The following is a 13,819-nucleotide window of genomic DNA, read 5'->3' as shown; positions in this document are numbered from 1 at the left end:
CCCATTTCATAAAAAAACACCCTATCCATTTTGCCGGAAGGGTGTTTTGCTCATACTTAGGTAAACAAGAGGATACTACTGCAGAATCTTCCTTGTTCACTAAGTGTTCGCCTTGCACCCTTCTCAGCCTCTCTGGACTTCTCTTAAAAGGTTAAGCTACTGTATTTTGTTTTTCTTCGTATTTTTTTTGTTCTGTTTTTTCTTGTTCATCCTGCGGCAAGACAAGGTTTAAGACGACTCCGATAATAGCGGCCATTGCCATCGCAGGGATTTGGAAACTGTCAACCTTGATGAACGCTCCACCGATTCCGATGACCGTAATAACAGCTGCGATGATCAAGTTTCTTTTGATATTAAAGTCTACTTTGTTATCAATCAGCATTCTTAATCCGCTTGATGCAATGATTCCGAAAAGCAGGATGCTTACTCCCCCCATGACGGCACTTGGTACCGTGCTAATCAATGCAGCGATTTTACCGACGAATCCGAATGTGATGGCGATCACTGCCGCACCTCCGATTACAAACACACTGAACACTCTTGTTATCGCAAGTACGCCGATGTTTTCCCCGTATGTTGTATTTGGAGGTCCTCCTAGTAGTGATGCAAGCATCGTAGCTACTCCGTCACCAAGGATGGAGCGGTGAAGTCCCGGTTTTTGGATAAAAGGTCTTCCTACAACTTTACTTAGCACCATCTGATGTCCGATATGCTCTGACAAGGTTACGATAGCCACCGGCACCATGATGAAGAAGATGGATGCATTAAAGCTTGGTGTGTAGCTGACAAATGGAATGATGAAATCTGGTACTTGAATCCAGCTTGCTTCCTTGACAGGGGTTAAGTCTACCAGGCCTGTAAAATAGGCAATCAAGTATCCGGAAACTATTCCGATCAGGATCGGGATCAGGCTGAAGACCCCTTTTAAAAAGATGATTGCTCCGATGGTGATGGCTAAAGTGGCCATCGCAACCAGGAAGTGCTTCACACTGTATATTAATTCCGCTTCCGGTGCTCCCGGGTTTTCGTACATGGCCATATCCACTGCAACTCCAGCCAACCCTAAACCGATAACGATGATGATTGGTCCTACAACCACAGGCGGCAAGAGTTTCATGATCCATTGATGGCCAAGTTGTTTGATTAACAATGCAACGATTCCGTATGCTAGTCCTGCCATAAAACTTCCGATCATCGCAGCCCCAGGCCCCCCTATTTCAGTAGCCAAAACGATTGGTACGATGAAGGCAAAGGATGATCCAAGGTATGCTGGTATTTGACCTTTGGTAATGAGCAGGTATGCGAGTGTCCCGAGTCCGCTTGATACTAATGCTACTGCTGGACTTAATCCTACCAATAGCGGAACGAGGATGGTTGCGCCGAACATGGCGAATAAGTGTTGCAGGCTCAAAATCAACCACTTTGGTTTACTTGGTACTTCGTGTATGTCTAAAACTGGTTTCTCTCTCATAAAGTTTACCTCCCGTTTTTCCCCATAAAAAAACTCTTTGTGCAGCGTGATGGCACAAAGAGGTAGAGAGGTTCCAGGAAGATCCGCCAGCAGCGGATTCTAAAACCACCTTACCCCTTTGCCAGCCTCACGGGACTGCAATTAAAAGGGTCTATTTATTTATCATGTATGCTTACTTGATCGTTATTATCAATTTCAGATAGTTCCACAACTATTTTTTCGTTGCTTGCTGTCGGGATGTTTTTTCCTACAAAATCCGCTCTTATTGGTAATTCTCTATGACCTCTGTCTACTAGGACTGCAAGCTGGATTTGTGAAGGTCTGCCGAAATCCATCAGTGCGTCCATTCCCGCCCGTACAGTTCTCCCTGTGAACAAGACATCATCTACGAGGATGACTTTTTTATTATTGATGTCCACCGGTATGTCAGATCCTTTTACAAGTGGTTCATTATCAGACGTTTTGGTTGTCAGGTCATCTCTGTAAAGTGTGATATCCAATTCTCCTACCGCAATATCTTTTTCTTCTATTTGATTGATGCGCTCGGCCAATCTTTTAGCCAAGTGAATTCCTCTTGTTTTAATTCCTACAAGAACGGAGTCTTCCACACCCTTATTGCGTTCAATAATTTCATGAGCAATGCGTGTTAACGCTCTTCTTATTGCCTGCTCGTCTAAAATCAATGCTTTTTCTGCCATTTATTTTCACCCTTTCCTGCCCTTACTTGTAACGAGAAACAAAAAACCTCTCACCGTATGATGAGAGGTTTTTGTACACGAAAATAGAGGGATGGCTATAGTTATAGCTTCTCCATTCGCATATGCCGTTACCTTCTCAGCCTCACGGGACTGTCGTTTAAAGGTCTTATTCAACTGAGATGATTATCTCAAAATAATATTAATCTGTCAATGGTTTTTTAAATGTTTTAAAACGCGCTCGAATTCTGGCGGATTAGGCGCCTCAAATTCCATGTATTCTTCTGTACGGGGGTGAATAAATCCAAGGATACCCGCATGTAGTGCCTGTCCCTCTATATCAAGTGATTTCTTAGGACCGTATTTCGGGTCACCTGCCAAAGGATAACCGATATATTTCATGTGCACACGGATTTGGTGCGTGCGTCCTGTTTCAAGCTGGCACTCAATGTGTGTAAAATCTTTAAATCGTTCAATTACGCGGAAGTGAGTCACAGCGTTTCTGCTGTTTTCATTTGTCACGGTCATGGCTTGGCGATCTTTTTTGTCACGGCCGATTGGCGCGTCTACCGTCCCTACATCATGGGAAATAACTCCGTGAACGATTGCTTGATACTTTCTTGTAACCGTCTTGGCCACTAGTTGATTAACAAGCTTTTCATGTGCAAAATCATTTTTTGCGACCATTAATAACCCTGAAGTGTCCTTGTCAATGCGGTGGACAATTCCCGGTCTTAATACACCATTGATACCTGATAGATCTTTGCAATGTGCCATTAGGCCATTCACAAGCGTACCGGATGCATGGCCAACAGCAGGGTGAACAACCATTCCGCGAGGTTTGTTGACCACAATAACGTCCGCATCTTCATAGTAAATATCAAGATCCATTTCTTCCGGCATGACATCTAATGCCTCCGGTTCCGGGATTGTAACCGTAATATCGTCACCAACACTACATTTATAATTTGGCTTCGTTTTCTCGCCGTTAACAAGTATTTGTCCGTCTTTAATCCATTGTTGGACCTGTGAACGGGACCACTCTTCATTTTGAGTGGAAAGTACCTTGTCGATACGGTCATTTTTCTGTGATTCATCAATCTGAATCGTCATTGTTTCTGTCATTTTTTTGATAACTCCTTCTCTTTCTTGCCCTCAAGTATCGTTAAGATTAATATAATCCCAACGCCTATTACTAATGCAGAATCGGCCACATTAAAAATAGGGAAATCGTAGGTGAAGATGAATGTGTTAATAAAGTCAATTACTTCTTGGTGCAATACACGATCGATAAAGTTCCCTATGGCGCCACCAAGCATCAGGCTTAGTGCAAGTTTCATCCATGGCTGATCTTTTGGCAGCTTTTGCAGGTATACGATAAGTCCAATAACAACACCAACTGTAATAATGTAAAAAAAGTACATCTGGCCTTCAAGTATCCCCCATGCAGCACCGCTGTTGCGGTGGGAAGATAAGTACAAAAAGTTATGTATGATCGGAATGTTTTCTCCAATTTCCATATATCTTACTACCAACCATTTTGTTAGTTGATCGACAATGATAATTACAAGTGCAATAAGATAATACATCTTAACACGTACCCCCAGGTTTTTATATGTACTTTAGAATTATAGCAAATAGAGGGTGGTAAATAAAGCTGAAGTATTGACAGATTGGTTCCAACTATTAAAACGGGCAAGACACCCACCCTTTTTAATATAAACCATTGGTTAGTGGTAAAGCGTTGCTGTTCCTTTTCGCAAATGGCTTCGCTTTCCGCGGGACGGCGCTTGAGCCTCCTCAATTCGTTGCGGGGTCTCAACCTGCCGTTACTCCCCCGCTGGAGTCTACGCCATTTGCTCCAATCCACAGCCAGAAACTAAGAGAACAAAATGTTTGTACTTTTCCAGTCCTCTCCAATAGATCAATCCTCTCAAGTCCTTAAGTAAATGAAGTCACCTTGTTGATTGGAGTGGAAGGCGCGCAGACGCCCGCAGGCAAGCGAAGCGCCTGTAACGGAAATCTACAGAAATTTATACTTTCTAATTTCAGAACAAAATAGCCAACCTGACCTAAAACCACGTTCCAAATATGATTTAAATCTCTTGGGACGCTTCTTGCCTTTCGCATAGCTTTGGTATATAGGCCTTGGTCGGATCTTGCCTTTTCGCTTCATCTATGACCATTTAAATTAAATTTCATTTTCAACAAGGTCTTATTATTGGTGATGAGGACCTCTCTCTTCCTTTTTCTTCGTCACTGAGGTCTTCATAACGGGGATGAGGACCTCTCTACTCCTTTTTCTTCGTCACTGAGGTCTTCATCCCAACGTATAAGACTCTGAAGACTATTCCAGCATTTGATTATTTTATGATTTCCTAACCAATCAAAAAACCGCCGACAAAAAGTCGACGGTTTTTCGTTCTTCAAGCGTATATTATGCCGTGTAATTTTCTTTAACAACAGATGCACAGCGAACGCAAAGTGTTGGGTGATCTTCATCTTCTCCAACTGTCGGTGTGACAACCCAGCAGCGGTCACATGTTTCGCCTTCAGCAGGTGTTACAGCGATAGCTACTCCTTCAAATACGTGAGCATTATCTGGAGCATCTTCTTTCACACCAGCAACTTCCAAGCCGGAAACGATAAACAGTTGCTGAACATTTTCTTTGATGGAATCAAGCAATGCCTTCGTTTCTGCATTCGGATATAGAGTGATTTTTGCAGCAAGGGATTTACCGATAACTTTTTCGTTACGGGCAACCTCCAGCGCTTTTAACACATCGTCACGAAGTGCCATGAACTTATCCCATTTTTCTTCAATCGCATCTGCACCATCAACAGTCAATACATCCGGCATATCAACCAGTTGTACACTTTCTTCTTTTACAAACTCAATGTGTGACCATACTTCGTCAGCTGTATGAGGAAGAATTGGTGTCACAAGTTTTGTAAGTGCAAGCAATGTCTCATAAAGAACTGTCTGGATTGCTCTGCGGTCATGTTGATCTTTTCCTTCGATATAAAGAATATCTTTAGCAAAGTCAAGATAGAATGAACTCAATTCAATTGTGCAGAAGTTGTGAACAGCATGATAGATGCCAGCAAACTCGTAATCTTCATAGGATTTTTTCACTTTCGTGATCAAGTTGTTCAGTTTGACCATCATGTAGCGGTCTACTTCGCGAAGATCCTTCACGTCTACAGCATTTACGGTTGGATCAAAGTCAGCAAGGTTACCAAGCAGGAAGCGGAATGTGTTACGGATTTTACGGTACACTTCAGCTACTTGCTTTAAGATGTTATCAGACACTCTCACGTCAGATTGATAATCAACAGAAGCTACCCATAAACGAAGAATATCTGCACCAAGTTGGTTCATTACTTTAGATGGAAGAACTACGTTACCTAGTGATTTACTCATCTTGCGCCCTTCGCCATCAAGTGCGAAACCGTGACTCAAGATTCCTTTATAAGGAGCCTTTCCTGTTACAGCTACACTTGTCGTCAAGGAAGAGTTGAACCATCCGCGATATTGGTCAGAACCTTCAAGGTAAAGGTCAGCAGGACGTTGCAGGTCGTCTCTTTCCTCTAGAACGGATTGATGGGAAGAACCGGAATCAAACCATACATCCATGATGTCCATCTCTTTGAAGAAAGTACCATTAGGACTGCCTTCATGTGTGAATCCTTCTGGAAGCAAGTCTTTTGCTTCTTTTTCAAACCAGATGTTAGATCCATGCTCTCTGAACAGGGCAGATACATGATCGATCGTTTCGTCTGTGATGATTTCCTGGCCGTTTTCTGCATAGAACACAGGAATTGGTACTCCCCATGCACGTTGACGAGAAATACACCAGTCTCCACGGTCACGTACCATGTTATAAAGACGAGTTTCTCCCCATGCTGGAACCCACTTTGTTTCAGCTACTGCCTCAAGCAATTGGTCCCTGATTTTATCGATGGAAGCAAACCATTGTGCTGTTGCACGGAAAATCGTCGGCTTTTTTGTACGCCAGTCATGCGGATAGGAGTGTGTGATAAAGTTTAATTTTAACAGTGCGCCAGCTTCTTGAAGTTTTTCTGTGATTGGCTTGTTTGCCTCGTCATAGAACAGTCCTTCAAACCCTGGTGCTTCTTCTGTCATATTTCCTTTTGCATCCACCGGGCACAATACGTCAAGACCATATTTCTTTCCGATGATAAAGTCGTCTTCCCCGTGACCTGGTGCAGTATGAACACAGCCCGTTCCTGCGTCAGTCGTTACATGATCACCAAGCATTACTAAAGAAGTGCGGTCATATAAAGGATGTTTCGCAACTACATGCTCTAGTTCTGCCCCTTTAAGTGTTTTCACAACTTTTGCATCTTCCCACTCAAGTGTCTTAGATACAGTTTCAAAAAGTTCTGCAGCAATGATGAACTTGCTGCCATTTACTTCGACAACACTGTAATCTAAATCTGCATGCACGGCAATTCCAAGGTTAGCAGGAATTGTCCAAGGAGTAGTCGTCCAGATGATGAAGCTTTCAGAACCATCTAACACTCCTTTTCCGTCTTCAACCTTAAAGGCTACATAGATAGAAGGAGAGCGCTTATCTTGATATTCGATTTCCGCTTCTGCAAGTGCAGATTCACTTGAAGGAGACCAATAAACCGGCTTCAAGCCTTTATAGATTAATCCGTTTTTCGCCATTTCACCAAAAACTTTGATCTGTTGTGCTTCATATTCAGGTTTTAGTGTGATATATGGATTGAACCAGTCACCGCGTACACCAAGGCGCATAAATTGTTCACGTTGGCGATCAACTTGGTCATATGCATATTCTTCACATAATTTACGGAAGTCTGCTACGGACATTTCTTTGCGTTTTACTTTTTTGTTCTTTGTTAGTGCTGTTTCGATTGGCAGACCGTGTGTATCCCAACCAGGAACATATGGCGCATGGTAGCCGCTCATGGATTTGTAGCGGACGATGAAATCTTTTAGTACTTTGTTGAGTGCGTGACCCATATGGATGTCTCCGTTTGCGTATGGAGGTCCGTCATGTAAGACGTACATCGGGCGATCTTTAGTGCGTTCTTGCACTTTTTTGTAGATGTCCATTTCGTCCCATTTTTGTTGTAGTTGTGGTTCGCGGTTTGGTAGGTTTCCGCGCATTGGGAATTCGGTTTTAGGCATTAATAACGTATCTTTGTATTCCATGGTCTTTCCTCCAACTTTCACATTTTTGTTTTTTCATAAAATAAAGGTACTGATATACACCGCTGTTGATTTCCGCACTGGGCTTCGCTTTCCTAGGGGCGCTGCTGGAGCCTCCTCGGCAAGCCTGCGGGGTCTCCACCTAGCGCTATCTCCCTCAGGAGTCTTCGCCCTGTGCTCCAATCAACAGCTAGAAAATCTTTAAAACTTAGAAACAAATAAAAAAATCCCCTCATCCCATGAAAGGGACGAGAGGATCTCCCGTGGTACCACCCTAAATTGACGTAGCTGCTTGATGGCAGTTTCAGTCCGCTTTAGCATTCGTAACGTGAATGTGACGACAAGACTTACAGGCAATCTGCGTTCAGTCCTGTGCTCTAGGGTGATTTTCACTTCTCTTCTTATACCGGGCTTTCACCGACCCCGGTTCGCTATAATAAGTGGTAAGAGAAACTACTGTCCCTATCGACGCTTTAATATGTTTATAAAAAATAAGTGCATTTGTTTATTGTATGAAAAAACTTTGATTTGTTTCGTTATTATACTGAATATAACCTTATATCGTCAAGGTTATACTCCACTTTCTTCTAATTCTTTATCTTTTTCTTCATATTCCATTAAGTGTTCCCAGTCATCGTTGTCGATTAGCTCCAACTGCGCTTCAACAAGCATCTTGAAGCGGTTGCGGAAGATTTTTGATTGCTTCTTCAATTCATCTATTTCCACTTGCAGCTTTCTTGATTTTAATAAAGATTCATTGATGATACGGTCTGCATTTTTTTCCGCTTCCTTGATAATCAGTTTTGCTTCTTTCTGGGCATTTCTTCTGACATCCTCTGCGGATTCTTGTGCCACCAGAATGGACTTATTTAATGTTTCTTCAATCGTGTTAAAGTGAGACAAACGGTCATTCAATTCTTTGGCCTTTTCCTCATGCTCTTTCTTTTCACGCAGAATCATTTCATAGTCCTTGATTACCTGGTCAAGAAATTCATTTACTTCATCTTCATCGTAGCCGCGAAAAGCCTTGTTAAACTCTTTATTGTGAATATCAAGTGGTGTTAAGGGCATTGATGCCACCTCCATTAAAATCTCTACTGTTACTTAACATTATTCGACATGCTCTCTTGTTTTCCTGCCGAACAAAAAATTATTTTTGTTTTCCTACAATAATTCTCCATTTGTCTTTCTTGGTTTTCCCATCTACAGTAACAAGTTTACTTCTACCAAATCCCCTTACAGAAAGGATGTCCCCTTCCTGACATTCAAAGGCTGTCTGTTCAACAAGCTTCCAATTAATCTTCACCTTCTTGGCACCAATCAATAATTGCGCCTTTTGTCTGGAAAGATTGTAGATGGACGCAATCATAACATCCAATCGTAGGGATGCAGCAGTCGTAGAAGCTTCCTCCCAGCTTGTTTCGGTAGACTTTAAACCCTCAAGAGGCATCTCATTCAAGGACACTTTCACTTTCCCTACTTCTTGTAATTGCATCTCAACAAAAGCACTGACTTCAGCGCTCAGTACCATTTGGATAGTCGCATCATGAAAATAAATATCACCAAATTTGCTTCTTTTTAGACCGATTCCCATCAAGGATCCAAGCACTTGGCGGTGTTCAATTTTCACAAACTTTTCGGGGTAGGAAAGTTCATAAGCTTTTAATTGGAAATCTTCTACAGTGGGTTCGAGGTAGGGAGGATACAAGAGGGCGCGCTTTCTTTCGGCACCATTCGCTCCACCATGGAAAGCAAGTTTTACATCCTCATTATTGCCAACAACACTCTTTACAATTTCCTGCTCACGGGGGTCAAGGAAGTCCGTAAGTTTGGAAGCATACTGTTCCATAACGGTATCCTTCCATTCCAATACTTGATCAATAAAATCATGCTCTTCTTGTCGAAAATGTTGATAAATACTCATCATATCACTCTACTCTTACAAAAAGTTAAGAAGGGAAACCCGTTAAAGTCGAGATTCCCTGCTTTAGTATTAATATAAGCCCAGCATTCTAAATAATGCTGCAAGTCCTAATACCGCATATCGCAAAACGAAAATAGCGACAATTGGAGAAATGTCAATCATTCCAAGCGGCGGAATGATACGGCGGAACATGTCTAGGTAGGGCTCGCATATTCTGCCTAAAATTCTCCCAAAGGATGATTCCCTGGCTCCAGGAAACCAAGACATAAAAATATAGATTATTAAAGCTATCGTATAAATAGTAACTAATTGGTTGAGTAAATTAAAAAATACCACCATGTACCTCTACCACCTCTTGTCTGTATATTCTTCCTGTTCTTGCTGCATAATTTCTGAAATAGACCCAGATACATCCACATTATCGGGAGTGCATAGGAAAATATTCTGTCCGATGCGCTGGATATCTCCACCAATGGCGTATACGGTGCCACTTAGGAAATCTACGATCCTTTTTGCTTGATCCATATCAATTCGCTGCAAGTTGACGATGATTGCGCGTCGGTTCTTTAAATGGTCGGCAACATCTTGTGCTTCGGAATAGGATCTAGGTTCATAGAGAACCACTTTGGATGTCTTCTGTACACTTTGCAGACTGACAACGTTTTGTCTAGAAGCTGGTTGTGTGGTGCCGGACCTTGTTCTTCTCGGCTCCTCTACCATTTCCTCTTCTTCTTCGTATACTTCCGATTCTTTGTACTCATATTCTTCATCATCTAAGGCAAAAAAACTTTTGAATTTTGATTTTATCGTCATACCTCACACCTCCAAATTATTGTTCGTTTCCTACAAGCGCACTTCCGATTCGGACGAATGTTGCACCTTCTTCGATGGCAATCTTGTAGTCATTGGACATCCCCATGGACAGTTCTGTACATGGCGCAAACGGAAGGTTCATCGATTGAATTTCTTGTTGCAGAGACTTCAATCCGCGGAAGCAGTTTCGTAACATTTCTTCTTCCTCATTAAAAGGAGCCATTGTCATTAATCCGACGATTTGAATGTTATGGAAGTCTGAGAGCGTTTTTACAAATCCCGGAACTTCTTCCGGCTTCAGCCCATGCTTGGAATCTTCCCCTGACACGTTTACTTGAATAAAGCATTTAACGATTTTTTCTGCCCTTTTATGTATTTCTTCTGCTAGGGACTTGCGGTCCAAGGAGTGAATATAATCCACTTTATCAATGATATTTTTCACTTTTTTAGATTGTAAAGTGCCGATGAAATGCCACGTTGCGTTATTGGAAATCGCATCCCATTTCTTTAAAAACCCATCATCCCGATTTTCGCCAAGATGTTTTACACCTGAGTTAATGGCCTCTTGAGCGCGCTCTGTTGATACATATTTTGTTACGGCAATAATTTTGACCTCTTCTACTGAACGATTGGCACGGCCACAGGCATTTTTTATATTTTGCTGAATTTCAGAAAGATTCCATTCAACTGATTGTTGGTTCATGAAAAATCTGCTCCTTTCAAACCGATAAAACTCATCATCCTTCCTGTTTTCCCTTTATCCCGACGATGGGAAAAGAATAAGGATTCATCAGAGCTTGTACAAAAAGAGCTGCAAAGAATGTTTTTCTCATTCACACCAGCTTGCAAAAGAAGTTCGCAATTTACTTTTTTAAGGTCAAGAGCATACTGCCCGCTTGAAACTTCTTTCATGTATTTATCCTTTTCTACACCAGGAAGTGCATCCTCTACTCTATTGACAACATAATCATCCACAATATATTCTTTTTCCGATATTGCAGGTCCAATGGCTACATGAATAGTTTCAATGTTAACGCCATCCTCCACCCATCGTTTGATCATGTGACCGCCAATATTTTTCACGGTGCCTTTCCAGCCGGCATGAGCAATTCCAACAAGAGAATGCTCCTTGGAATAAAAGTACAATGGCACACAATCAGCAAAACAAAGTGTTAATAAAATATCTTCACAATTTGTATAAATGCCGTCTGTTCCTGCCAAAGCAGTACTGTAAGAATATACACCTTTACCTTTATCATCCTTGTTTACTTTTAAGATTTTCTCTTCATGTGTTTGGTCGCATCCTACCCAATTCTCTGTAGGCATATTCAAAAGACTTGCCAAAACTTCTTTATTTTGACAAACAGCCTCATCTGAATCATTGACATGCAACCCCATATTCAATGTACTGAATTGTCCTTCACTGACTCCTCCATTTTTCGTCGTAAATCCGACAATTAGGTTGGAAGCTTTCTCTTTCCAAGCAGGGAGGGACAGTGCTTGTTCTTGTTCCAGAACAAATGGCTCCGTCATTTATGACACCTTCTTTATTGTTACACTCATATTCTTTCATATTGTACCACATTTTTCTACTAACTTTGAATTATATTGTCCCTTTCGACAGTAATTTTCGCGCATCATTCCTCATATGCGGTCTCTACCTTTGTTTGATAGCGCACAAGAATGACATCTGCACCAATTTTGACGATGTTACGCCATGGGATAACGACTTCCTCATCTTTTCCGAAAAAACCAAGCATTTTTCCGCCACCGGTAATAATGATCGCCTCAATTTTCCCATTTGTTAAATTTATATCTATATCACCAATATTGCCTAGTTTTTTTCCATCCGAAACACTAACAACATCTTTCGTTTGAAAATCAGATATTTTCACCATTTTCATTCCCCCATTTTGTCTATCATACTTAACTATATGATATGTGTACCGGTCTTCATGAAGGAAAAGAAAAAAGTTTTATATAATGTTAAATACTTGTCCAAAAAAAAGAACCAGTAATCCGTTTTGATTTGGACACTGGAACTTTTAATTTTATATTTTACTGCCTTAGCTTTGAATATTTTTATTCATCTGCTTGATTGCCGCCTTTTCCAGGCGAGATACTTGAGCTTGCGAAATTCCGATTTCATCAGCAACTTCCATCTGTGTTTTTCCTTGAAAGAAACGTTTTCTCAAGATAAGTTTTTCCCTGTCATTCAGGCGTCTCATTCCCTCTTTAAGCGCAATCTCTTCTATCCATTGAATATCTTTGTTTTTTTCATCACTGATCTGATCTAAAACATAGATAGGGTCTCCTCCATCATTGTAGATTGGCTCAAACAATGATACAGGATCTTGGATTGCATCAAGGGCAAAAACAATTTCTTCATGAGGTACTTCCAAAACTTTTGAAATCTCTTCTGCTGTTGGCTCTCTGGATGTTTCACTCATCAATCTTTCTCTCACTTGCAGTGCTTTATAGGCGATATCACGTAACGACCTCGAAACTCTAATTGGGTTATTGTCACGAAGATAACGTCTGATTTCCCCGATGATCATCGGTACTGCATATGTAGAAAATTTAACATTCTGGCCTAAATCAAAGTTATCAATGGATTTCATCAATCCTATACATCCAACTTGAAATAAGTCATCGACAAATTCTCCACGGTTGTTAAACCGTTGAATAACACTTAATACAAGCCTTAAATTTCCATTCACAAGCTTTTCACGAGCAGAAAGCTCACCACTTTGCATTTCGCGAAACAACTTCCGCATTTCTTCATTTTTCAAAACGGGAAGTTTAGAGGTGTCTACTCCACAAATCTCTACCTTATTACGTGTCATTCTTTCCCCTCCTAACAGGAGTTGCTGTTCAGAGTTAAGTATCTCCTCAGGAGGGAAAAATATGCATATGCAGTAATCTATCTATTCTGACAAATAATGTCAATCCTTATCACTGCTGGCATTATTTATTAAAAAAATATTTTTACACCATTTTATTAAATTCTTTTCTTAGTCTTTTAATAATACGTTTTTCTAAACGGGATATATATGATTGCGAAATTCCTAGCATATCTGCTACATCTTTTTGCGTTTTTTCTTCGCCGCCGATAAGGCCGAAGCGTAGTTCCATAATTTGTTTTTCTCTATCATTTAGCTGCTCCAGGGCTTTAAGCAGAAGTTTTCGATCTACGTTTGCTTCCAAATCTTTTGTAATGATATCTTCTTCGGTGCCAAGCACATCTGAAAGCAACAATTCATTGCCATCCCAGTCAATATTCAATGGTTCATCAAACGACACTTCAGATCGCACCTTATTGTTTCTGCGAAGATACATTAAAATTTCATTCTCGATACAGCGGGAAGCATACGTTGCAAGCTTAATTTTTTTCTCAGGATTAAATGTATTTACAGCTTTAATAAGACCAATGGTTCCAATACTGATTAAGTCTTCAATATTTATGCCCGTGTTTTCGAACTTTCTTGCGATGTACACAACAAGTCTCAAGTTTCGTTCTATTAATATGGATCTTGCAGCTTGATCGCCATTAGGCAGTTTGATGAGAAGGTGAGCTTCTTCTTCTTTCGATAATGGCGGCGGGAGCGCTTCACTTCCACCAATATAATAAATTTCATCTGTCTTCAATCCGAGTTTAATTAATAATTTATACCATAAATAAGTGACCTTAATCTTCAGTTTCCCCAAAGTAA

The 13,819-nt window shown here is 40.9% G+C and carries 14 protein-coding genes and 1 other annotated feature; all 14 genes read right to left on the bottom strand.

The window, feature by feature from the left end; genetic code table 11:
- Positions 1 to 151: 151 nt before the first annotated feature.
- Entirely contained in the window at positions 152 to 1,471 is a 1,320-nt protein-coding gene (locus tag K7887_RS09275; RefSeq protein ID WP_223493272.1) for a solute carrier family 23 protein, read from the bottom strand.
- A 155-nt stretch (positions 1,472 to 1,626) separates the two neighbouring features.
- Entirely contained in the window at positions 1,627 to 2,169 is a 543-nt protein-coding gene (gene pyrR, locus K7887_RS09270) for a bifunctional pyr operon transcriptional regulator/uracil phosphoribosyltransferase PyrR (protein ID WP_148965053.1), read from the bottom strand.
- A gap of 207 nt (positions 2,170 to 2,376) precedes the next feature.
- On the bottom strand, positions 2,377 to 3,291 hold the full coding sequence (locus tag K7887_RS09265; RefSeq protein ID WP_223493271.1) for an RluA family pseudouridine synthase: 915 nt from the start codon (positions 3,289 to 3,291) through the stop codon (positions 2,377 to 2,379).
- Positions 3,288 to 3,755, bottom strand: a complete 468-nt coding sequence (gene lspA, locus K7887_RS09260) for a signal peptidase II (protein WP_223493270.1) — start codon at positions 3,753 to 3,755, stop codon at positions 3,288 to 3,290. The genes K7887_RS09265 and lspA overlap by 4 nt, the downstream gene beginning before the upstream one ends.
- Before the next feature lie 848 nt (positions 3,756 to 4,603).
- Positions 4,604 to 7,372, bottom strand: coding sequence for an isoleucine--tRNA ligase (gene ileS / locus K7887_RS09255; protein WP_223493269.1), 2,769 nt, complete (start codon positions 7,370 to 7,372; stop codon positions 4,604 to 4,606).
- Positions 7,373 to 7,610: 238 nt separating this feature from the next.
- Positions 7,611 to 7,847: a binding site (T-box leader), on the bottom strand.
- A 92-nt stretch (positions 7,848 to 7,939) separates the two neighbouring features.
- A complete protein-coding gene (locus K7887_RS09250; protein WP_010193078.1) occupies positions 7,940 to 8,440 on the bottom strand; it encodes a DivIVA domain-containing protein in 501 nt (166 codons plus the stop codon).
- 79 nt (positions 8,441 to 8,519) lie between these two features.
- Positions 8,520 to 9,293 carry a YlmH family RNA-binding protein gene (locus tag K7887_RS09245; RefSeq protein WP_223493616.1) on the bottom strand — a complete coding sequence of 258 codons (774 nt, stop codon included), beginning with the start codon at positions 9,291 to 9,293 and terminating at the stop codon, positions 8,520 to 8,522.
- A 69-nt stretch (positions 9,294 to 9,362) separates the two neighbouring features.
- A complete protein-coding gene (locus tag K7887_RS09240) occupies positions 9,363 to 9,632 on the bottom strand; it encodes a YggT family protein (RefSeq protein ID WP_223493268.1) in 270 nt (89 codons plus the stop codon).
- 6 nt (positions 9,633 to 9,638) lie between these two features.
- Positions 9,639 to 10,106: a cell division protein SepF gene (locus K7887_RS09235; protein ID WP_223493267.1), complete on the bottom strand. Its 468-nt coding sequence runs from the start codon at positions 10,104 to 10,106 to the stop codon at positions 9,639 to 9,641.
- Positions 10,107 to 10,122: 16 nt separating this feature from the next.
- Positions 10,123 to 10,809, bottom strand: a complete 687-nt coding sequence (locus tag K7887_RS09230) for a YggS family pyridoxal phosphate-dependent enzyme (protein ID WP_223493266.1) — start codon at positions 10,807 to 10,809, stop codon at positions 10,123 to 10,125.
- On the bottom strand, positions 10,806 to 11,639 hold the full coding sequence (gene pgeF / locus K7887_RS09225) for a peptidoglycan editing factor PgeF (RefSeq protein WP_223493265.1): 834 nt from the start codon (positions 11,637 to 11,639) through the stop codon (positions 10,806 to 10,808). Before pgeF ends, K7887_RS09230 begins: the two co-directional genes overlap by 4 nt.
- A gap of 104 nt (positions 11,640 to 11,743) precedes the next feature.
- The gene (locus tag K7887_RS09220) at positions 11,744 to 12,004 is read right to left on the bottom strand and encodes a YlmC/YmxH family sporulation protein (protein ID WP_223493264.1); all 261 of its coding nucleotides are present in this window, start codon (positions 12,002 to 12,004) and stop codon (positions 11,744 to 11,746) included.
- A 168-nt stretch (positions 12,005 to 12,172) separates the two neighbouring features.
- Positions 12,173 to 12,952, bottom strand: coding sequence for an RNA polymerase sporulation sigma factor SigG (gene sigG, locus K7887_RS09215; protein ID WP_060665819.1), 780 nt, complete (start codon positions 12,950 to 12,952; stop codon positions 12,173 to 12,175).
- 142 nt (positions 12,953 to 13,094) lie between these two features.
- A complete protein-coding gene (gene sigE, locus K7887_RS09210) occupies positions 13,095 to 13,814 on the bottom strand; it encodes an RNA polymerase sporulation sigma factor SigE (protein WP_010193070.1) in 720 nt (239 codons plus the stop codon).
- Positions 13,815 to 13,819 lie beyond the last annotated feature (5 nt).

Source organism: Sutcliffiella horikoshii (assembly GCF_019931755.1).
GTDB lineage: Bacteria > Bacillota > Bacilli > Bacillales > Bacillaceae_I > Sutcliffiella_A > Sutcliffiella_A horikoshii_E.
This window is presented reverse-complemented; position numbering and strand designations above follow the sequence as displayed.